14 protein-coding genes and 2 riboswitches are annotated in these 22619 nt (G+C 67.0%); of the genes, 8 read left to right on the forward strand and 6 right to left on the reverse strand.

Annotated features, from left to right (window positions below):
* Window positions 1-135 precede the first annotated feature (135 nt).
* From HF690_RS06670 to HF690_RS06680, 3 genes are read right to left on the reverse strand one after another with little or no spacing between them, the layout of a single operon-like run.
* Complete coding sequence (locus HF690_RS06670) at window positions 136-3258, reverse strand: efflux RND transporter permease subunit (protein WP_168608893.1); 3123 nt, start codon at window positions 3256-3258, stop codon at window positions 136-138.
* 16 nt (window positions 3259-3274) lie between these two features.
* A complete protein-coding gene (locus tag HF690_RS06675; RefSeq protein ID WP_113064071.1) occupies window positions 3275-6505 on the reverse strand; it encodes an efflux RND transporter permease subunit in 3231 nt (1076 codons plus the stop codon).
* A 60-nt stretch (window positions 6506-6565) separates the two neighbouring features.
* Entirely contained in the window at window positions 6566-7804 is a 1239-nt protein-coding gene (locus HF690_RS06680; RefSeq protein WP_113064070.1) for an efflux RND transporter periplasmic adaptor subunit, read from the reverse strand.
* Window positions 7805-8159: 355 nt separating this feature from the next.
* On the opposite strand from HF690_RS06680, the gene HF690_RS06685 reads away from it, so the two are divergent.
* From HF690_RS06685 to zapE, 3 genes are all read left to right on the forward strand, one after another.
* Complete coding sequence (locus HF690_RS06685) at window positions 8160-8681, forward strand: c-type cytochrome (RefSeq protein ID WP_425495904.1); 522 nt, start codon at window positions 8160-8162, stop codon at window positions 8679-8681.
* 230 nt (window positions 8682-8911) lie between these two features.
* Window positions 8912-9598 carry an alpha/beta hydrolase gene (locus tag HF690_RS06690; RefSeq protein WP_113064069.1) on the forward strand — a complete coding sequence of 229 codons (687 nt, stop codon included), beginning with the start codon at window positions 8912-8914 and terminating at the stop codon, window positions 9596-9598.
* Window positions 9591-10742 (forward strand): cell division protein ZapE, encoded by a 1152-nt coding sequence (gene zapE, locus HF690_RS06695; RefSeq protein WP_168608894.1) that lies wholly within the window; start codon window positions 9591-9593, stop codon window positions 10740-10742. Before HF690_RS06690 ends, zapE begins: the two co-directional genes overlap by 8 nt.
* Before the next feature lie 7 nt (window positions 10743-10749).
* Here the strand turns inward: zapE and HF690_RS06700 are convergent, their stop codons facing one another.
* The gene (locus tag HF690_RS06700) at window positions 10750-11421 is read right to left on the reverse strand and encodes a cupin domain-containing protein (protein WP_168608895.1); all 672 of its coding nucleotides are present in this window, start codon (window positions 11419-11421) and stop codon (window positions 10750-10752) included.
* 57 nt (window positions 11422-11478) lie between these two features.
* Complete coding sequence (btuB, locus tag HF690_RS06705) at window positions 11479-13359, reverse strand: TonB-dependent vitamin B12 receptor (protein WP_168608896.1); 1881 nt, start codon at window positions 13357-13359, stop codon at window positions 11479-11481.
* 157 nt (window positions 13360-13516) lie between these two features.
* A riboswitch (cobalamin riboswitch) is annotated at window positions 13517-13748 on the reverse strand.
* Between the two features lie 115 nt (window positions 13749-13863).
* Window positions 13864-14077, forward strand: a riboswitch (cobalamin riboswitch).
* 231 nt (window positions 14078-14308) lie between these two features.
* On the opposite strand from btuB, the gene HF690_RS06710 reads away from it, so the two are divergent.
* The 3 genes from HF690_RS06710 to HF690_RS06720 all read left to right on the forward strand — a co-directional run bounded on the left by HF690_RS06710 (window position 14309) and on the right by HF690_RS06720 (window position 18387).
* Window positions 14309-16807, forward strand: coding sequence for a ribonucleoside-diphosphate reductase subunit alpha (locus HF690_RS06710; protein ID WP_168608897.1), 2499 nt, complete (start codon window positions 14309-14311; stop codon window positions 16805-16807).
* A 159-nt stretch (window positions 16808-16966) separates the two neighbouring features.
* A complete protein-coding gene (locus tag HF690_RS06715; protein WP_425495903.1) occupies window positions 16967-17980 on the forward strand; it encodes a ribonucleotide-diphosphate reductase subunit beta in 1014 nt (337 codons plus the stop codon).
* A gap of 2 nt (window positions 17981-17982) precedes the next feature.
* Entirely contained in the window at window positions 17983-18387 is a 405-nt protein-coding gene (locus HF690_RS06720; RefSeq protein WP_113064064.1) for an acyl-CoA thioesterase, read from the forward strand.
* A 232-nt stretch (window positions 18388-18619) separates the two neighbouring features.
* Here the strand turns inward: HF690_RS06720 and HF690_RS06725 are convergent, their stop codons facing one another.
* Window positions 18620-21001 carry a S9 family peptidase gene (locus HF690_RS06725; protein ID WP_168608899.1) on the reverse strand — a complete coding sequence of 794 codons (2382 nt, stop codon included), beginning with the start codon at window positions 20999-21001 and terminating at the stop codon, window positions 18620-18622.
* A 166-nt stretch (window positions 21002-21167) separates the two neighbouring features.
* Between HF690_RS06725 and queF the strand changes: the two genes are divergently transcribed.
* Window positions 21168-21995, forward strand: a complete 828-nt coding sequence (gene queF, locus HF690_RS06730) for an NADPH-dependent 7-cyano-7-deazaguanine reductase QueF (protein ID WP_168608900.1) — start codon at window positions 21168-21170, stop codon at window positions 21993-21995.
* Complete coding sequence (locus HF690_RS06735) at window positions 21992-22519, forward strand: DedA family protein (RefSeq protein ID WP_168184660.1); 528 nt, start codon at window positions 21992-21994, stop codon at window positions 22517-22519. Before queF ends, HF690_RS06735 begins: the two co-directional genes overlap by 4 nt.
* The last annotated feature ends 100 nt before the right edge of the window (window positions 22520-22619 follow it).

The following is a 22619-nucleotide window of genomic DNA, read 5'->3' on the forward strand; positions in this document are numbered from 1 at the left end:
TGGCGTCTTCTGCACGAGGCCGCGAACGAGCGCATGGCGAAGCACGCACGACTACCATGCAAGACACCACAATGGGCACGCCTGCGCAGGGTTCGGACTCCATGCCGCAGATCGACCGCGGATCAACAAGCGCCTTCAGGCCATGCGCAGCCGCCGTTGCCGACGGCGTTCGCGTCGCCGCGCGCGGAAGCCCTTCCAGCGTTCGGACAGACACGTGAAGACGAGGTAGATGGCCGGTGTACTGAGCAGGGTCAGACTCTGCGAAATGAGCAGGCCGCCGATCACGGCCACGCCCAGCGGGCGACGCAGCTCGGCGCCTGCGCCGAGGCCGATCGCCAGCGGCAGAGCCGCGAGGATCGCCACCATGGTGGTCATCATGATCGGTCGGAAACGCACGATGCAGGCCTCGAAGATGGCGTCGCGCGGCGACATGCCCTGCTCGCGCTGCGCGACCAGGGCGAAGTCGATCATCATGATTGCGTTCTTCTTGACCAGGCCGATCAGCAGCACCAGCGCCATCATCGCCACGATCGACAGCTCCATGTGCGCCAGCAGCAGCGCCGCCAGCGCGCCGGTGCCCGCCGAGGGAATGGTCGACACGATGGTGATCGGATGGATCAGGCTCTCGTAAAGCATGCCCAGCACGATGTAGACCGCGAGAATCGCGCCCAGCAGCAGCACCGGCATGCTGGCGGCGCTTTCCTGCAGACGGCGGAAGCCGCTGCCCAGATTCAGCTGGATGTCGCCCGGCAGACGCATGTCGCGAATGGTCTTGCGCACGGCCGCCATGCCCTCGCCCATACCCACGCCCGGCGCGAGATTGAAGCTGAGGTCCATGGTGGTGAACTGGTCTTCGTGCGTGATCTGGGTCGGCGCCAGCCCCGGCTCCTGCCGCGCCACAGCGGAAATCGGGATCATCGTGCCGTTGGTCGTGGTGACGTAGACGTGATCGAGCGCCGCTGGCGTGGCGGTTTGACTGGGCAGGGCATTGACCACGACCTGGTACTCGCTGGTATCCGAGTAGATCGTCGACACCTGCCGCTGGCCGAAGGCGTTGTACAGCGCATCGTCCACCGCCGCCGGCGTGACGCCAAGGCGGCTGGCCGTGGAGCGGTCGATGACGATGTTCTGGCGCAGACCGGATTCGTCCACGTCCGAACCGACGTCGCGGAAGATCGGATTCTTCTTCAATTCGTCGACCAGCTTCGGCAGCCAGACCTGCAGCTGCTTCAGGTCGTTGCCCTTCAGGCCGACGCTGTACTGCGCGCCCTGACTGGTACCGCCGCCTCCGCCGCTCCACAGGTCCTGGTGCGCGCGCATGCGCACTTCCAGATCCGGGAATTTGGATGCCTTGGCGCTGAGCCGCGCCACCACCCGCTGGGTCGAAACGCGCCGCCCCTTGCCCAGTGGCTTGAGCTGGATGCTGAATCGGCCACTGCTGCCGTGCCGCCCGCTGCCCAGATTGGCGCCGACGTACTCCACCGCGGGATCGGCCAGGAACATCTGTGTGATGCGTTTCTGGCGCGCCTTCATGTCGGCGAAGGACAGCGTGGCGCCGCCGCTGGCGCGGGCCCAGATCAGGCCGGTGTCCTGCGGCGGGAACAGGCCGGCGTGGATGCGGCCGAACAGGAACACGGTGACGAAGATCAGGATCAGCGGTGACAGCGACATCAGCAACGGATGCCGCAACGCCCAGCGCAGCGAGCCGCGGTAGACGTTGAGCATGCCGTCGTGGAAACGCTCCAGCACATGGCCGACGCGAGTGGTCTTGGCCGCCGCCGTCGGACGCAGGAACACCGCGCACAGCGACGGCGTCAGCGTCAGCGACACCACCGCCGAGACCAGAATCGCGGCGACCAACGTGACGGTGAACTCGTTGAAGAACAGCCCGATGAAGCCGGGCGCGAACATCAGCGGAATGAACACCGCGACCAGCGAGGCGGTGATCGAGACGATGGTGAAGCCGATCTCGCGTGCGCCCTTCAGCGCCGCCTCGCGCGGCGGCATGCCCGCATCGACATGCCGGATGACGTTCTCGATCATGACGATGGCGTCGTCAACCACGAAGGCGATGGCGATGACCAGCGCCAGCAGCGACAGGTTGTCCAGCGTGAAATGCAGCAGATACATGGCGATGAACGCGCCGGCCAGCGACATCGGCATGGCGATGGCGGCGATCACTGTCGGCGCCAGGCGGCGCAGGAACAGCGCCATGGTCAGCACCACCATGCCGAGACTGATCAGCAGGGTCAGCTGCACCTCGCGCACCGAATCGCGGATGGTCGGCGTGCCGTCGTAGTACGGCGTCATCTTCGTGCCCGGTGGCAGCAGCGTGCGCACGCCCGGCAGCGCGGCCTTGATGCTGTCGACGGTGTCGATGATGTTGGCGTCCGGACGCTTGAACAAGTCCAGTTCGATGGCCGGTTTGCCGTTGAACCAGGCCGCCTGGAAGCTGTCTTCGGCCCCCTGGTAGACGTGCGCCACATCTTTCAGGCGCACCGGCGTGCCGTTGCGCACGGCGATGATGAGGTTGGCGAAGTCCTCGGCATTGTGCAGCTGGTCGTTGGCGGTCACCGCCATGGTGCTGTGACCGTCGTCGAGGAAGCCCAGCGGCGAGGTCACGTTGGCCGCGGTCAGCGCGTTGCGCAGTTCATTGGACGACAGACCCATCGCGTTCAGCGCGCGCAGGTTCACGTCCACACGCACGGCCGGCTGCGCGCTGCCGGACACGTCGACGTTGGACACGCCCGGAAGCTGGCTCAGACGCGGTGCAAGCAGCGTGCTGGCGCGGTCGTAGAGTTCCGACAGCGGCTCGGTGTCGGAGGTCAGCGCGATCTGCAGCACCGGATCGTCGTTGGGATTGGCCTTGCGATAGACCGGTGGCGAGGTCAGGCCCGAGGGCAGATCCGGCTGCGCCGCGTTGATCGCCGCCTGCACCTGCTGCGCGGCCTGGTCCAGGTTCACCCCGCCCTGGAAGAACAGGATGACGAACATGCTGCCTTCGGAACTGCGCGAGCGCATGCGCTCGACACCCGGCACCTGGCCGAGGTGGCGCTCCAGCGGGGCCGCCACCGTCGTGGCCATGGTCGATGCGTCCGCGCCGGGTTGGCTGGCGGTGACGAAGATCGCCGGGAAGTTCACCTGCGGCAGCGCGCTGATCGACAGCAGGCGGTAGCAGACGATGCCGGCGATCAGCACGCCCAGCGCCAACAGCGAGGTGCCGATGGGGCGGCGAATGAAGGGCGCGGAGATGTTCATGTTCGATCGCCGCCGGTCACGCCGCTCCCTGCCGCTCGGCCAGACGCAGCGCATGACGCTCGCGACGCGCGGCCAGCCAATCGGCGAAACGCTCCATGTACAGATAGATCACCGGCGTGGTGTACAGCGTCACCAACTGCGACAGCAACAGGCCGCCGACGATCGACACGCCCAGCGGCTGACGCAGCTCGGAACCGATGCCTGTGCCGAAGGCCAGCGGCAGCGCGCCGAACAGGGCCGCGAAGGTGGTCATCATGATCGGCCGGAAACGCAGCAGACAGGCGCGTCGGATGGCGTCGTGCGCGTTCATGCCGGTGCGCTTCGCCTCGATGGCGAAGTCGATCATCATGATCGCGTTCTTCTTCACGATGCCGATCAGCAGGATGATGCCGACGATGCCGTCCACCGACAGGCTCATGCCGAAGATCATCAATGCCAGCAGCGCGCCGACGCCCGCCGGCGGCAGTGTGGAGATGATCGTCAGCGGATGGATGTAGCTCTCGTAGAGCACGCCCAGCACGATGTAGATCACCACGATGGCCGCCAGCAGCAGCAGGACCTCATCGCCGACCGAGGACGAGAATTCGGCCGCCTTGCCGATGAACTGCGCCTGCACCGACGCCGGCGCGTTGAGCTGATTCTCGGCCTTGTGGATGGCGTCCACAGCCTCGGACAACGAGTAGCCCGGCGCCAGATTGAACGAGATGGTCACCGCCGGCAGCTGGTTCTGATGGCTGATGATGAGCGGCGCGTTGTTGACCTTCGCGCTGACCAGACTGGCCAGCGGCACGTTACCGCCGCTGCCCAGCGGAATGCCGGTGTTGGACTGGCCGATACCGGTCGCCGTCGACGAGTTGGCCGACCTCACCATGCCGTAGCTGGTCGCGTTGGAACCGGTCAGCGCACCGCTGCCGTTGCTGCGCACGGTGAGCTTGTTCAGCAGGTCGGCGCTGTTGCGGAACTGCGGTGCCACCTCCAGCACCACGCGGTACTGGTTGAGCTGGGTGAAGATGGTGGAGATCTGGCGCTGGCCGTAGGCGTCGTACAGCGTGTCGTCGATGGTCTGCACCGGCACACCGAGACGGCTGGCCTTCTCGCGATCGATGGTCAGGTGCAGCGCACGGCCCTTGTCGGCCAGGTTGTTGTCGACATCGGCCAGCTGCGGCAGCTGGCGCATGGCGTCGGTCATCTTCGCCGCGTAGGTGGCCAGCTCGTCGCTGTTCACGTCCGACATCGCGTACTGATACTCGGTAGCGGCCACGCGCGTGTCGAGGGTGATGTCCTGCACCGGCTTCAGGTACAGCGCCACGCCGGGAATATTGGCCACGTCCTTCTGCAGCTGCGCGACCACGCTCTGCAGGTCGCCGCGCTCGCCGCGCGGCTTCAGCACGATACTGAGCTGGCCCTGGTTCAGCGTCGGATTCACCGAGCCGGCGCCGATGAAGGCGGCCACGCCGGACACGGCCGGATCCTTGCGCAGCGCGTCGGCAACCGCGCGCGTGCGCTGCTCCATCGCCTTGAAGGCGATGTTGTCGTCGGCCTGCACCACGCCGGTGATCATGCCGGTGTCCTGCTCCGGCAGCAGGCCCTTGGGGATGGCCATGTACAGGCCGACCGTGACCAGGACAGACAATCCGAACACCAGCATGGTCAATCGCTGATGGGCCAGCACCCAGTCCAGGCTGCGCTCGTACAGGCCCACGGTGCGCGACCACAGGGTGCGCTTGCCGGCCTTGGCCGCGCGCTCGTGCGCGTCGTCGCCCTCCGGCAATGCGTCGGCCTTCAGCAGGTAGGCGCACATCATCGGCGTCAACGTCAGCGAAACCAGCATCGAGATCGCCACCGCCGCCGTCAGCACCCAGGCGAATTCATGGAACAGGCGACCGGTGACGCCGGGCATCAGCAGCAGCGGCAGGAACACCGCGATCAGCGAGACGGTCAGCGACAGCACCGTGAAACCGATCTCGCGCGCGCCGAGCTCGGCGGCCTCGGGACCGTCCTTGCCCTGCTCGATGTAGCGCACGATGTTCTCGATCATCACGATCGCATCGTCGACCACGAAACCGGTGGCCACGGTCAGCGCCATCAGCGACAGATTGTCCAGCGACAGACCGGTGAACGACATCACCGCGAACGTGCCCAGCAGCGACAGCGGCACCGCCACCGACGGAATCACCGTCGCCCACAGTCGTCGCAGGAACACGAAGATCACCGCGACTACCAACAGCACGGTGAGGATCAACGTGAACTGCACATCGCGCACCGAGGCGCGGATGGTCACCGTGCGGTCGGCGAACACGCCCAGATGCACGCCGTCGGGCAGCACGCTGCGCAGCTGCGGAATCATCCGGTGGATGCGCTCGACCGTACCGATGATGTTGGCGCCGGGCTGGCGACGGATGTCCAGCAGCACCGCCGGCTTGCCGTTCGCCCAGGCCGCCAGCTGGTCGTTCTCGACGCCGTCGATCACCTTGGCCACGTCGCGCAGATGCACCGGCGCGCCGTCCTTGTAGCTGATGATGACGTCGCCGTATTCCTTGGCGCTGGACAGCTGATCGTTGGTGCCGATGGAATAGGTCTGGGTAGCGCCGTTGAGGGTGCCCTTGGCGGCGTTGACGTTGGCGCGGGTCAGCGCGCTGCGCACGTCCTCCATGGTCAGGCCGAGATTGCCCAGCTGCGCCGGATTGACCTGCACGCGCACCGCCGGCTTGACGTTGCCGGCAATCGACACCAGACCGACGCCGGATACCTGCGACAGCTTCTGCGCGATGATCGAGTCGGCGTAGTTGTTGACCTCGCGCAGCGGCAGGCTGTCGGAAGTCATCACCAGGGTCATGATCGGCGCATCGGCCGGATTCACGCGGTTGTAGACCGGCTGGTACGGCAACCCCCCCGGCAGCCTCGCGGCGCGCAGCGCGGACTGCACGTCCTGCGCGGCGACGTCGATGTCGCGCTTCATGTTGAACTGCAGCACGATGGTCGACAGCCCCGCGGAGCTGTCCGAACTCATCATGTCGATGCCGGAGATCTGGCCCAGCTGGCGCTCCAGCGGCGTGGTCACCAGGGTGGCCACGGTCTGCGCGCTGGCGCCCGGATACTGCGTCGTCACCACCAGCGTCGGCGCGTCGATTTCCGGCAGCGCCGACACCGGCAGGGCGCGGTAGCCGAGGATGCCCAGCAGCAGCACCGCCGCCATCAGCAGCGAAGTGGCGATCGGACGGCGAATGAAGATGCTAGAGAAGCCCACGCTATGCGATTCCTGCGATTGGGGACGAAATCCTGTCCATGAACGTTCTGCGCGACCGGATCAGCGCCGGCGCCGCCCGCTGTCCTGCGCCGCCTTCTTGATTTCCTCGGCGGTTGGCGCCTTGGGCACTTCGCCCGGCTTGTAGGCCTTGACCTTGCGTCCCGGCTTGAGGCGGAACTGGCCCTCGGTGACCACACGCTCGCCCAGCTTCAGTCCGCTGCCGATCAGCGACTCGGTGTCGCTGGCCTCGCCCGAAACCTGGACCGAACGCATCTGCACGGTGTCGTCCTTGCCGACCACATATACGTAGTCGCCGTCCGGGCCGCGCTGCACCGCCTGCGTCGGCACCACCAGGCCGTTGTCGACCGTGTTCACCTGCATGCGCACATTGACGAACTGGCCCGGCCACAACTCGTTGTGGGCGTTGGCGAACTCGGCCTTCAACTGGAAGGTGCCGGTGCTGGTGTCGATCTGGTTGTTGATGACCTTCAGCTTGCCGCCATCGGCCACGACATGGCTGTCGACGCGATCGAGCGCGGTGACCGGCAGACTGCCCTGCGCCGCCTGCGCGCGGCGCACGCGGTCCAGATCCTGCTCGGGCAGGGTGAACAGCACATTGATCGGATGCACCTGGGTCAGCACCACGATGGTGTCGCTGGTCGACAGCACATTGCCCGGGTCGGCCTGGCGGATGCCGGCCAGGCCATCGATCGGCGAGGTGACGTCGGTGTAGTCCAGATTGATCTTGGCGTCGCGGATGCTGGCGTTGTCACCGGCCACCGCCGCCTCGAGCTGATGCACGGTGTTGCGCTGCGTATCCAGATCCTGGCGCGAAATGAAGCCCTTCTTGATCAGGTCCTCGCTGCGCTTGAGATTGCCGCGCGCGGTCGCCAGCTGGGCCCGGTCCTGATTCCGCCGGGACACGGCCTGATCGTAGGTGGACTGGTAGGTGCGCGGGTCGATCTTGGCGATCACCTGTCCCTTCTTCACCGGGTGACCTTCATCGAACGTCAGCTTCAGCAGCTGGCCGCCCACCTGCGGGCGCACGCTGACGGTGTTCAGCGCCTGCACCGTGCCCAGCGCGGTCAGGTAGACCGGCACATTCTTCTTGGTCACCGGCACCACGGTGACCGGCACCGGGGCGTTGTCACCATTCTGACCGTCTGCCTTGGCCGCCGTCGGCGCACCATTCTTGCCGTCCGCTGCGACGTTCTTCGCACGGTGTTGGCACATGCTCAGACCGAGCAGGGCAAGAACGATGACGACAATGACGATCAGCGCGATTTTCCAACGCGACATGGAATTGCTCCGTTTATGAAATGCCCAGCGCGCTTCGATCCGCGCCCTGCATGAGTCCGTCCGCCACGACACGTCGCCGGACCGTTCCCCGCTCCCGCGGAAATGGTGTCGACGCGCACTGCAAAGCGGCCTTCTTGCCCATCCTTGCGCGTAGCATAGAAGGTCCTAAACGTTCTGTAACACTGCCAGTTGACACAGACGCGACATGACTGATGGCACAAGCCATCGGCGAATCGCTTCCGGGTGCGCTTTTTCCACCCCGCCCGGCCCGCTATACTCGCAACCTTTGCATGCGCTGAGCCGGCAGCTCTCCGGCCGTATTCAACACAATGAGGAACGACGAGTGAGCGGTCCTATCAGCAAATCCGACCAGAGTTTTCTGCGTCAGTTCTCCATGGTCATCTTCTTCCTGGTGCTGGTTGCGCTGGTCCTGATCTTCCTGGCCTGGCACATCTATAGCGATGCGCCGAAGGATGACGTTCCGGGCGCACGCCAGGTGACCGAGCAGCGTATCGCGCCGGTCGGCGGCGTCTACGCCGGCAAGTCCGGTTTCGCCGCCATGCAGGCCGCGCAGGCCGCTGCCGCCAAGGCCGCCGCCGCACAGGTCGCCTACGGCGGCACCACCGACGGCAAGACCATCTACGGTCACCTGTGCCACAGCTGCCACACCGCCGGCGTCGCCGGCGCGCCGAAGCTGGGCGACAAGGCCAACTGGGCGCCGCGCATCGCCCAGGGCATCGACACCCTCATCAAGCATGCCGAAGAGGGCTACACCGGCCCGGACGGCAACCACATGCCGGCCCGCGGCGGCAATCCGTCGCTGTCCGACGCACAGGTCGCCGCCACCGTGAAGTGGATGGTCAGCCAGTCCAAATAATCTTCGCGGGCGCGCATCGCGCCTGCCCGTGGACTTGAAATGCCGCCTTCGGGCGGCATTTTCGTATGCGGACCCGCTCCACCGCAGCGTGCAGCGGCTTTGCACAACATGACTGGCGACCCTTGCCGCTCTCCGGGAACCCGGTTATTAATCAAATTCAATCAGACACTTGTGGAATCGCGCTCCGCCCACCTCACGCACGCGGGCAACGGCGCGGTTATGATGTTGCGATGACCGAAACCACCCTATCCCCCGCACCCGAGACGTTTCCGGACGCGGCGTGCAGCTTCGCGCTGCGCGGTCCCGTCGGCCGGCTCGAAGTGGCCGTCGACCTGCCGGAAAGCAGTGCGCGCCGCGGTGTGGCCATTATCTGCCACCCGCATCCGCAGCACGGCGGCACCATGCACAACAAGGTCGTGACCATGCTCGAGCGCAGCCTGCGCGAATCGGGTCTGGCCACCGTGCGCTTCAACTTCCGTGGCGTCGGCGCGTCGGAGGGCGAGTACGACGAAGGCATCGGCGAGGGCGACGACCTGGCCGCCGTGGTCGACTGGGTGCGCAGCCGCCGCACCGACGATGCAATCTGGCTGGCCGGCTTCTCCTTCGGCAGCTACGTGGCGCTGCGCAATGCCGCGCGCCTGGGCGCCGACGCACTGATCACCGTGGCGCCACCGGTCGGGCGCTGGGACTTCGAAGGCTTCGAGATGCCCGCCTGCCCCTGGCTCATCGTCCAGGGCGAAGAAGACGAGGTGGTCGATCCGGACGCCGTGTTCGACTGGGCGGAAAAGTTGAAGCCCGCGCCCAACCTGGTACGCATGCCCGAAACCAGCCACTTCTTCCACCGCCGTCTGATGGACCTGCGCGGCGCGATCAAGAACGGCGTGCGCAGCTGGCTGCCGAGCGAGCGCGATGCCTGAGTTCGATCCGGCGCCGCACGCAGACGCCGACCACGCGATCCGTCCCAGCCAACGCTACCGCGAAGGCGTGGCCGCGCATCGCTGGGAGAGCGATCCGTCCCAGCAAGCCGCGCTGGTCGAGTTCGACCGGCTGCACGACGCACTCTGCGCACGCCCGCGTCCTGAACGCGGCGTACTCGGCCGCCTGCGCTCGCTGCTGAACAACGATGTGCCGGACGCGCCCGACGGCCTGTACCTGTGGGGCCGTGTCGGCCGTGGCAAGACCTTTCTGATGGACCTGTTCGTCGCCGGCCTGCCGCAGGGCGTGGCGTTGCGACGACATTTCCATCGTTTCATGCGCGAAGTCCACGAGGCCCTGCGCGAGCACGAAAAGCGCCAGCAGAGCGACCCGCTGCAGCAGGTCGCCGCCGACCTCGCCGCGCGTGCCCGCGTGCTGTGCCTGGACGAGTTCATCGTCGACGACATCGGCGACGCGATGATCCTCGGCGGCCTGCTACGCGGCCTGTTCGCGCGTGGCGTGGCGCTGGTCACCACCTCCAACACCGCGCCGGCGAACCTCTACGCCGACGGTCTGCAGCGCGCGCGCTTCATGCCCGCCATCCGCCAGATCGAGCAGCACTGCCGGGTGCTGGAGATGACCTCGGGCCACGACTGGCGCCTGCGCGCGCTGGAACAGGCGCCGATCTACCAGACGCCGCCCGGTCCCGAGGCCAGTCACGTGCTGCAGCGCATCTTCGCCGATTACGCCGAGGGCGTCGTCGCCGAGGGCGGCGAACTGCGCATCAACGACCGCCCGATCGCCGTGCAGCGCCGCGCCGACAACATCGCCTGGTTCGACTTCGACGCGCTGTGCGACGGCCCGCGCGGCAACGACGACTACATCGAGCTCGCGCGGCGCTTCCCCGCCGTGGTCATCGGCAACGTGCCGATCTTCGGTCTGTACAACAACGATCCGGCGCGGCGCTTCATCCATCTGGTCGACGAGTTCTACGACCGCCACGTGAAGCTGGTGCTGTCGGCCGCCGCACCGATCATCGACCTGTACGAGGGCGACCGCCTACGCGCCGAATTCGGACGCACCGAATCGCGCCTGATCGAGATGCAGAGCCAGGACTATCTGGCGCTGCCGCATCGCCCCGACTGATGCGCGCTCAACGCAGGTGACCGGCCTTCACGAAGACCGTGCAGCCCTTGTCGCTGGACACCGACTGCCGCGAGCCGCGCGGAAGCCGCAGCCAGGTGCCGGCCGGATAGGTGCCATCGTCGTCCCGCAGTGCGCCGCCCAGCACTAGCAGTTCGCAGCCGCCCGCATGTCGGCGCAGCGGCACGCGCGTGCCGGACGCCAGCCGTACAAGCGCAGCGCGCTCACCACGGAAACCGCCCAGCGGCATGATCTCCAGTCCGCGCACGGCACTCGCGCACCAAGGGCGTTCGGCAGTGTCAACGACGACCCGCTCGGATTCCAGCGGGTGCATGTGCCGCAGCTTGACGAAGATCGTGCAGCCTTCGTCGGTGCGCGGCGCGTGGCTGGAACCTGGCGGATTGCGCAGGTACGTGCCGGGCGGATAGTCGCCGAACTCGTCGCCGAAGGTGCCCTCCAGCACCAAAATCTCCTCGCCGCGCGGATGCGTGTGCGAGGGAAAGCGTGAATCGGGCGCGTAGCGCACCAGCGAGGTGGCGCGCGCGGCCTCGGCGCCATCACGCTCGATCAGGCGCCGCTCGACGCCGGCCGCGGGCGAAGGCGTCCACGGCAGCGCGAACGCGTCCACGCAGGCGCGCAAATCGAGATCGGCGTGCAGTTTCAGGGGCGCGATGACGGTCATGGCTCCACTATCGACGCGGGCGCGACGCCGATCAAGCGCCGCGCCCGCCTGCGTGGATCAGCGTGAAGGCGTGTAGCGTAGCGTCAAGTACGCCGTGCGGCCGGGCTGATTGAAGTAGTAGACCGTCTCGTAATCGCGGTCGAGCGCATTGGCCAGGCGCGCCTGCAACTGCCAGCGCGGACGGAACTGCCAGCTGGCGCGCAGATCGACCGTGGTGTAACCGCCCAGGCGATGCAGGTTGGCCGCATCGTCGTAGCGGTGGCCGTAGGCCGACACCGTGGTCCCGACCGAGAACGCGCCGAACGTGCGATCCAGGTCGATGCGTGCGCTGCGTCCGGCGCGGCGCGGCAGCCAGTTTCCGTCGTTCGGTCCGCCGTCACGGTTCTCCGGCTGCAGCCAGGTCGCGTAGCCGGCCACGCGCCAGGCGCCGACGTCGCCGCCGACCTGCGCCTCGGCGCCGCGGATACGCGCGCGGCTGATGTTGCCTGGCGTGAAGTGGCTGTCCAGCGCGATCAGGTCGCGGATGGTGTTGCGGTAGGCGTCCACGCGCCAGTGCCAGTGCGTGTGCACCGCGCCCAGACCCAGCTCGACGTTGCGCGACTTCTCCGGCTTCAGATTCGGATCGGCGCTCGGCGGGAAGCCCGGATACGACGGGTAGTACAGGTCGTTGAAGGTCGGCGCGTGGAACGCCGTGCCGTACGACGCTGTCAGCAGCAGACCGCCGTCGAAGTGATAGCCCCAGGCCAGCGCGCCGGTGTTGTGGTTGCCGAACTGCTGGTTGTGGTCACGGCGACCGCTGATCTGCACTTCGTTGGCGCCGAAGCTGGCCTGGTACTGCGCGTACGCGCCGACGTCCTCGCGCGCGGTACGCAGGTAGGCGGTGTCGCTGTCGATGTGCTCGTGCTGATCGTCGAGACCGACGGTCAACAACTGGCCGTCGCCCAGCGCAATGTCGTTCTGCCAGCCGAACTGGTTGCGCCGCGAATCGCCGTAGCCGACGAACGTGCCGTTCTTGTAGTTGCTGGCCTTGTCCAGGCTCTGGCCCGCGGTCAGCGTGACCGTCCAGGCCGCGGTCGGCTGCAGGCGCAGACGCGCGCCGGCCACCTGCTGCACGTGGCGGCTCTGGTTCTGGTAGCTGCCGTCGTATTCGACGTAGCTCTTGTTGCGCAGGAAGTTGCCGGCCAGTTCGGTGCCGTTGTCCCAGCGGTAGCCGGCGTTGAACAGGCCGTTCCAGGAGCGGTAGCCGTCGGCGTCCGGCTCGTTGGTGAAGCAACCGGCGAACACGGTGCCGGCGCCTTGCTTGCAGCTGTTGATGCCGCGCGTGTAGGTGCCGCCGACGCTGAGGTTGTACCAGGCGTGCCGCGTGCCGCCGGACAGACCGACCTGGCCGTCGCGATAGCCGTGCCCGCCGCCAGTGAGGCGGAACGACGGCGTGATGCCCTCGCCGGCCTGGCCGTGGCGGGTGAAGATCTGGATCACGCCGCCGATGGCGTCGGCGCCGTACAGCGACGAACGCGGGCCGCGCACGACCTCGATGCGCTCGATCTGGTCGACCGGAATCTGCTCGAACGCAGCCAGCCCGGCACTAACCGAACCGACGCGCACGCCGTCGATCAGCACCAGCGTGTGGGTCGAACTGGTGCCGCGCAGGAACAGCGATGTCTGCTGACCGATGCCGCCCGAATTGGCCAGGCTCACGCCCGGCAGACCTTCCAGCAACCCGACCAGCGAGGTCGGCTGCAGGCGTGCGATGTCGTCGCGAGTGAGCACGGTGACCGGCGCCAGCGTATCGTCCAGCGACACGTCGGTACGGGTGGCGGTGACCACCACCGGTTTCAGATCGCTGGAAGCGGGCATCGGCGATGCAGCCGTCGCAGCGGCCGATGCCGTCAGCAGGGTCAGAAACGCGAACGGCGCGCCCGGAATCTTGATGTACATGCAACGTCTCCTCGCCGTGCGCCCCGCGCGACGGCATGGTGCGGATGAAGGCGACACGAGGAAGAGAAAACGGACGGACGCGGAAACCCGGAACGGGCGCGGCTCGATCCGCCTTCGCCCTCCGCGAAGCCACCGGACAATGCGCCGCGGCGCAAGCCGCAGTCGCACGTATCGGGCCGGTCTCCGGGCTTGTGGCGGATCCTCCAACCTCGGACCCGGCGTGACCGCCTTCCCATGCCGCGAAGCACAGTGGCGGAAGGTCACGCCGCGGCATCCATCGATGCCGTCGCGCACTCACCGTTGCGGGGGCAGCGCCGGATTCACACCGGCTTCCCGTTTCATCCCGCGTCGCGAACACGCCGCAGGACACCCGAAACGAGGGCGCAGCGTAGCGCCCGCGCGCGTCGCGCACAAGCGCCATGCAGCACGGATCACGACCCGGAACGGCAACTGTCTGATTTGCGAAGCATCTCCATATTTCGCGTTGACCCACCCCGCAAAACCCCATATCTTGGGTTCGTCGGTGTTCGCCTCGCGGCGGACACAATAGGGAATCCGGTGTGAATCCGGAGCTGCCCCGCAGCGGTAAGCGGTATCGAACGCCTTGATGGGATCACTCCCGCGCACTGGGTCGCTGTACCCGGGAAGCGAAGGCCAGTAGGTGAGTCGCACGACTCGAGCCGCAAGCCCGAAGACCTGCCGACACGCCAGGCCGTCCGGCCGTCGCAGTCCGTGAGATGCGAGGGACCGAACCTAGAAGCCGCCTGGTGCGGGTGACCGCTTCCGCGGGGAGGCGCGTCGCTGAAGGGACCGGTCCGCCGGTCCGTTGGCGAGCGTGATCCGCATGGCGACACCCTCAGGCCCTGCGCGAGGGAGCAGGCGTTTGAGTCACGGACCCGTCGCGCTATCCCAGATCGGCGCGGCGGGTCCACCCATCCGGAGGTCCGCCATGGATCCACTCGACACCCTGCCGGAAACGGCTTCATCGCCCGTGGACGCGGCGTCTGCCGACGCGTCCGTCCCACCCGCATTTTCGCCGTCCACCGCCGCGCGCGGCACGGACGAATCCTTCCGCCTGACGCCGGCGCACAACGCCGCACAGATGCACGTCGCCAAGCGCAACGGCGCGCACGAGCCGGTCGACGTCAACAAGATCGTGCGCGCGGTGCAGCGCTGTGCCGACGGCCTGCACGCCGTCGACCCGATGCGCGTCGCGCACAAGACCATCGGCGGCCTGTACGACGGCGCCAGCACCCGCGAACTGGACGAGTTGTCCATCCGCACCGCCGCCGCGCTGACCGCCGAGGAACCCGAATACGGCCAGCTCGCCGCGCGCCTGCTGGCCGCCACCATCGACAAGGAAGTGCGCGGCCAGGACATCCAGTCGTTCTCGCAATCGGTCGCGCGCGGCGCCGAGCTGGGTCTGATCAACGAGCGCCTGCAGACCTTCGTCGCCGCCAACGCGCGCAAGCTCGACGACGCCATCGACCACGACGCCACGCGCCGCTTCGAGTACTTCGGCCTACGCACCGTCTACGACCGCTACCTGCTGCGCCATCCCGAAGCGCGCCACGTGATCGAGAGCCCGCCGTACTTCTTCATGCGCATCGCCTGCGCGCTGGGCGGCGGCGACATGGGCGAGACGCTGGCGCTGTACGGCCTGTTTTCCTCGCTCGACTACATCCCCAGCTCGCCGACGCTGTTCAACGCCGGCACGCGGCACGAACAGCTGTCCTCGTGCTTCCTGCTCGACTCGCCCGCGGACACGCTGGAAGCGATCTACGACAAGTACGCCGACGTCGCCAAGCTGTCCAAGTTCGCCGGCGGCATCGGCCTGGCCTACTCCCGCATCCGCTCGCGCGGCTCGCTGATCCGCGGCACCAACGGCCACTCCAACGGCCTGGTGCCGTGGCTGAAGACGCTCGACGCCTCGGTCGCCGCGGTCAACCAGGGCGGCCGCCGCAAGGGCGCGGCCTGCGTGTACCTGGAACCGTGGCACGCCGACATCGAGGAATTCCTGGAACTGCGCGACAACACCGGCGACGACGCCCGTCGCACGCACAACCTCAACCTCGCCAACTGGATCTGCGACGAGTTCATGCGTCGCGTCGAGGCCGGCGCGGACTGGTCGCTGTTCGACCCCAAGACCGTGCCGCAGCTGGTCGACCTGCACGGCGACGACTTCGACGCCGCCTACCGCAAGGCCGAGGCCGACGGCCTGGCCGTGCGCACCCTGCCCGCACGCGAGCTGTACACGCGCATGCTGCGCACGCTGGCGCAGACCGGCAACGGCTGGATAACCTTCAAGGACCGCGCCAACGCCACCTGCAACCAGACCGCCGTGGCCGGGAACACGGTACACCTGTCCAACCTGTGCACCGAGATTCTGGAAGTCACGTCCAACGATGAGACCGCGGTGTGCAACCTCGGCTCGATCAACCTGTCGCGCCACCTCGCGCGCGACGACGACGGTCGCTGGTCGTTCAACTTCGACAAGCTGGCCGACACCGTGCGTCTGGCCGTGCGCCAGCTCGACCGCGTGATCGACCTGAACTTCTACCCCATCGACACCGCGCGCGCGGCGAATATGAAGTGGCGTCCGGTGGGCCTGGGCGTGATGGGCCTGCAGGACGTATTCTTCCGCCTGCGCCTGCCGTTCGACAGCGACGAGGCCTGCGCGCTGTCGGCGCGCATCGCCGAGGACATCTACTTCCACGCCCTGGACACCTCCAGCGAACTGGCCGCCGAGCTCGGCGCGCACCCGGCCTTCGCCGACACCCGCGCGGCGCGCGGCCAGCTGCAGTTCGACCACTGGACGGACGCCGCGCCGCACGACGCCGAGCGCTGGCAGACCCTGCGCGAAACCATCCGGCACACCGGCCTGCGCAACTCGCTGCTGATCGCCATCGCGCCGACCGCCACCATCGCCTCGATCTGCGGCTGCTACGAATGCATCGAGCCGCAGGTGTCCAACCTGTTCAAGCGCGAGACGCTGTCGGGCGACTTCGTGGTGGTCAACCGCCACCTCGTCGAGGAGCTGAAGACGCTGGGCCTGTGGACTGCCGAAGTGCGCGACGCCATCAAGCGCGCCGAGGGTTCGATCCAAGGCATCGCGGCCATCCCCGAACCGCTGCGCCGCATCTACCGTACCGCGTGGGAACTGCCGCAGAAGGCGCTGATCGACCACGCCGCCGCACGCGGCGCCTACATCGACCAGAGCCAGTCGCTGAACCTGTTCATGGAGAACCCCAACATCGGCCAGCTGTCGTCGATGTACATGTACGCCTGGAAGGCCGGCATCAAGACCACCTACTACCTGCGCTCACGCCCGGCCACGCGCATCGCGCAGACCACCGTCGGCCACACCGCCGCGCAGACAAAGCCGGACGACAACGCCGCCGTGGTCTGCTCGCTGGAGAACCCGGAGTACTGCGAGGCCTGCCAGTGACCGACGCCTCCGTCTGACCCCTTCGTAGCCATGGACGAACCCGCCGCACGGATGCGGCATCACGGACGACCCGACGGCACGGATGCGCATGGACGACGCCTGCCGCACGAACGCGGCACCCGCCTCGGGTCGACCGACACGCACGCACAAGGAATGCCCATGAACCCTTCATCCCGCCTGCTCGACCCCGGCTTCGCATTGACCCTGCGGCCGATGCGCTACCCGCAGTTCTACGAGATGTACCGCGCCGCGATCCGCAATACCTGGACCGTCGAGGAAGTCGACTTCGGCATGGACACCGCCGACCTCAAGCAAAAGATGAGCGACGCCGACCGCCACCTGGTCGAGCGCCTGATCGCCTTCTTCGCCACCGGCGACACCATCGTTTCCAACAATCTGGTGCTGAACCTGTACCAGCACATCAACGCGCCCGAAGCGCGCATGTTCCTGTCGCGCCAGCTGTACGAGGAAGCGCTGCACGTGCAGTTCTACCTGACCCTGCTCGACACCTACCTGCCCGATCCGGAGGCGCGTCACAAGGCGTTCGCCGCCATCGAGACCATCCCATCGATCCGCGCCAAGGGCGACTTCTGTTTCAAGTGGATGGATTCGGTGCAGCAGCTGGATCGCCTGGAGACGCGCGAACATCGCCGCCAGTTCCTGCTCAACCTGATCTGCTTCGCGGCCTGCATCGAGGGCCTGTTCTTCTTCGCCGCCTTCGCCTACGTCTACCACTTCCGCGCGCGCGGCCTGCTGCACGGCCTGGCCGGCGGCACCAACTGGGTGTTCCGCGACGAATCGGGCCACATGGCCTTCGCCTTCGCCGTGATCGAGCAGGTGCGCAAGGAAGAGCCGGACCTGTTCGACGAAACCATGCAGGCCGACGTCGAAACAATGCTGGAGGAGGCCATCGCCTGCGAAACGCAGTTCGCCGAAGACGTGCTCGCCGGCGGCGTCGCCGGCCTGTCGCTGAAGGACATGCGCCAGTACCTCGAATACGTCGCCGACCAGCGCCTGCGTCAGCTCGGCATGACGCCGAAGTACGGGGTCGCCAATCCGTTCGACTTCATGGATCTGCAGGACGTGCAGGAAGTGACCAACTTCTTCGAGCGCCGCGTGTCGGCCTATCAGGTCGGCGTCGAGGGCGAGGTCGCCTTCGACGTGGCGTTCTGAGCATGGCTGCCACCGATACCGATGCAGCACCGCGCGAGGCGGTGCTGATGGAGATGGTGTTCCCGCACCACACCAACCACCTCGGGACGCTGTTCGGCGGCCAGGCGCTGGCGTGGATGGACAAGGCCGCCTTCATCGCCGCTTCGCGCTACGCGCGCCGGACCGTGGTCACCGGCCGTTCCGAGCAGGCCGACTTCCACGTGCCGGTGCGCCAGGGCCAGCTGGTCGAATTGCGCGCGCACGTCGCCGGCGTCGGCCGCAGCTCGATGCAGGTCGAGGTGACGCTGACGGCCGAGGACCTGCTCAGCGGCGACCGCCGCGTGTGCACGCAGGCGCGCTTCGTGATGATCGCGCTGGACGCGCACGGCTCGCCGACGGCCGTGGCCGGACTTCCCGATGCCCCCTGATGTCCACACGCATCCGTACGCCTACCGGGCGGCGCATAATTTCCGCAACATCCATCAGATGGGCATGTCCCGTCAGCCCGCACCAGCCTTACAAAAGGGCCTGCCCGGTTCCCCGGGCAGGCCCTTGATATCGACGCGGCCGACGTCATGCATGATGGCGAACGGCCAACGAACTCGCTCACCCTAAACCGCATGCCGACGATGACCTGTTGCCGTCGCCAGCAGCGCGAACTCAGTGATGACGCATCTTCTTCATCCACTCCGGCAGCTCGAAGTGGAACGCCGGCGGCGGCGTGTCGCCGGCGAGATGCTTCACGAAGTAGTCCCAGCGACGGCGCATGGCGTACATCGTGCCGGTCAAGCCGTAGCCGTGGTGCACGTTCGGGATGATGAGCATGTCGAAGTTCTTGTTGGCCTTGATCAGCGCATCGACCACCAGCAGCGTCTCGCCGGTCGGCACGTTGTCGTCGATGGAACCGTGCACCAGCATCAGATGGCCCTTCAGGTTCTTGGCGATGTCCTGATTGGCCTGGTTGTCGTAGTTGGTGGTGCCGTCCTTGTGCTTGACCAGCAGACCCTGGTACTTCTCGCCCCAGTCGTTCTCGTAGTTGCGGTTGTCGTGGTTGCCGCTCTCGGCCCAGCCGACCTTGAAGAAGTCCGGGTAACGGAACAGCGCATCCGCGGTGGCGTTGCCGCCGCCGGAATGGCCCCAGATGCCAACGCGCGACAGGTCGATCCACGGATAACGCTTGGCCAGTTCCTTGATGCCGGCCACCTGGTCGGGCAGCGTGTTGTCGCCCATGTCGCCGTACCACGTGGTGTGGAACGACTTGGAGCGCCACGGCGTGCCCATGCCGTCCAGCGCGATCACGACGAAACCGAGATCGGCCAGCGCCTGGTTGTCACCACGCGAGGCCAGGAAGCTGCGGCCGCGCACCGAACCGGTCTGCGGACCCGGGTAGATGTAGTCGACGATCGGATACTTCTTGTGCGGATCGAAGTTCGCCGGCTTGAACATCATGCCGTACAGCGTGGTCTTGCCGTCGCGCGCCTTGACCGTGAACGGCACCGGCGGCACCCAGCCCGCGGCCTTCAGGCGCGAAATGTCGGTCTTCGCGATGGTGGCGATGACATGGCCGTCGGCGGACGAGCGCAGCACCGTCACCGGCGGTGTGGTCGGCGTCGAGTAGCGGTCGACGAAGTACGTGCCGTCCTTGGACATGGTGATGTCGTGGTCGGCGTCTTCCGGCGTCAGCAGCACCGGCTTGCCGCCGTCCAGACTCACCTTCCAGAACTGGCGGTAGTACGGATTCACACCCGACGTGCGACCGACGCCGACGAACCACAGTTCGCGGTTCTTGCGGTCCACGTGACGCACCTGGGTGACGTTGCCCTCACCCGTGGTGATGGCGTGCAGTTCCTTGCCGGTCTTGAGGTCACGCAGGTACAGGTTGCCCCAGTTGGTGCGCTCGGAGAACCAGATGGCCTGGTCGCTGGCCGGCAGGTACTGCCAGTTCACCATGCCATGGCCGCTTTCGTAGAAAGTCTTGACCGAATCCTCGAACACGGTGCGCACGTCACCGTTGGCGGCGTTGACCACGTGGTACCACTCGTGATGACGGTCACGCGAGGTGGTGACGATGGCGAAGCTCTTGCCGTCCGGTGCCCACTTCACGTCGTCCCAGCTGCCGTCGCGGTTGCAGTCGATGTCGTCGCACAGGCTCGACAGGCGCTGCTGCGGCTTCATCTTCACGCGCACCATCTTGTGCGTGTCGACGTCGATCACCACCGGCTCGATCATGAACACGTGCTTGTCGCCCGGCAGCGGGTACTTCCAGGCATTGAGCTTGGGATGTCCGACCTGGGTGCGCAGGGTGTACATGTCGCCAACCTTGCGCTGGTCCTGCTGGTAGGTGACCACGTGCGTCGAGTCCGGCGACCAGCGCACGATGGCGCCGTTCGAATGCAACCAACCGGCGTTATCGGTGGCGTAGCCGAAGTTCTTCACGCCGTCGGTGGTCAGCGGGAATTCGTCGCCCGTCTTCAGGTCGCGCACCCACAGGTTCCAGCGGCGCACGAACACTTCCTTGGTGCCGTCCGGTGACAACACACCGGGCTCGTCGCGCGTGGCCGACATCTTCTTGCGCGACGCCTCGGTGCGCACGGCGCGCCCTTTCACGCAGACGTCCCTGGCGCCAAGTCCGCAGGCATACCAGCCACCGAAGGCCGAGACCTGCAGACGGCCGTCCTGACCGAAGCTCCAGTCGCGCACGGGCAGATGCCCGGCATCCACCGGCTTGCCGGACGCCGCCGCGAGACGCGTGGCCAGCTGCGCCGGATCGAAGGCGACGCGCGCCTTGCCGGTCGCGGCATCCATGCGCATGTAGGCGGTCTTGCCGCCGGTCTGTTCCCGATACAGAACGACGTGGTCGTTCTGCCAATGCACGCCGCTGACATCGTGGTCGATCAGCGGGTTGGTGTGAATCGAAAGTGCCTGCGCGGCCTGCGCGTAATCCTTGGCGTTCAGGGTGCGGCCCTGAGCGGCGGCGGCCGTGCAGGCCAGCGCCAGACCGAGGCCCAGCAGCGTACGGGAGGTACGGTTCAACGAATGCATGAAAATCCCCTTGGACAAACTGCGGACGCAGCGCAAGCGAACATCCTAGCGCGGACCGGCCCACGCCGACCCGTGCCATGAGTTGATCTGAACGAATGCCGCGCCCGCCGCCATATCGCCTCGCAGCAGCGCGTACAATGCGTCATTCCGTCCCGCCGAATCCGCCATGACCACCCCCGAAGACTCCCAGCTCGGCAAGGCCACCGCGTACCGCAACCGCTACGCGCCGGACCTGCTGTTCCCGATTCCGCGCAGCAAGGGCCGTGCGGAACTGGGCCTGCACGGCAACCTGCCATTCCAGGGCGTGGACATCTGGAATGCCTACGAACTGTCCTGGCTGGACCCGCGCGGCAAACCGGTGGTGGCGCTGGCCGAATTCCACGTACCGTCCGATTCGCCAGCGATCATCGAGTCGAAGTCGTTCAAGCTGTACCTGAACAGCTTCAGCGGCGAGCGCCTGGACGAGGCCACACTGGTCGAACGCCTCGCGCGCGATCTCGGCGAGGCCGCGGGCGCGCCGGTCGCCGTGCACCTGACCCCGGCGGCGGATTTCGGCGCCCAGCGCATCGAGGAACCGGAGGGCGTGCTGATTGATGCGCTGGATCTCGACATCGACGTCTATGGCCCGCCCGACCCGTCGTTTCTGCGCGCGGATACCGACGCCGCACCGGTACGGGAGACCCTGCTGTCGAACCTGCTGAAGTCGAACTGCCCGGTCACCGGCCAGCCCGACTGGGCCAGTCTGCGCATCGACTACGTCGGCGCGCCGATCGACCGCGAAGGCCTGCTGCGCTACATCGTCTCGTTCCGCGAACACCGCGAATTCCACGAGCACTGCGTCGAACGCATCTTCATGGACCTGATCCGGCACTGCGCGCCCGCGCGACTGGACGTCAGCGCACGCTATACGCGCCGCGGCGGCCTCGACATCAACCCGTTCCGCAGCAGCGAATCCGGCCACACGCCCGGCAACCCGCGCGGGGCGCGCCAGTGAACTGGCATGCGCTCATCGAACGGGTCGCGCACTTCATACTGACCTACGGCTTCCTCGCCGCGCCACTGGTCGGCGCGATCGCCTTCGCCGAGGGCATCGCCGTCGTCGGTTCGTTCGTCCCCGGCTCGACACTGCTGGTCGCCATCGCCACCAGTGCCGGCTCGCAGCATGTCTCGCTGACATGGCTGATCGTGTGGGCCACCCTGGGCGCGGTCGCCGGCGACCTGCTTTCCTACGAGCTGGGCCGCCGCCACGGTTCGCGCATGCTGGCGATGCGCCCGTTCGCCTACCGCCCGGAATGGACCGCGCGCGCCACCGACCTGCTGGCCCGCCGCGGCGACGTGGCCGTGTTCGTCGGTCGCCAGGTCCCGCCGCTGCGTGCGCTGATGCCGGTGCTGGCGGGCATGTCCGAACTGACGCTTCGCCGGTTCCTCCTCGCCGACGCATTCAGCGCCGTGGTCTGGGCCGGCCTGCACCTGGGCTTCGGTGCGATCCTCGGTCACTGGCTGTTCTCGCTGCAGTAGCCTGCTCCACAGCAGCGGTTCTTCAGAAACCGCCTGGCGCACCATTTCCGACCTCGGAAAACGGCGCGCTGAGTGCCCGAACGGCGCCGAATCATCCTCA

Origin of the sequence: Oleiagrimonas citrea, from assembly GCF_012395255.1 — a bacterium.
Taxonomy (GTDB): Bacteria; Pseudomonadota; Gammaproteobacteria; order Xanthomonadales; family Rhodanobacteraceae; genus Oleiagrimonas; species Oleiagrimonas citrea.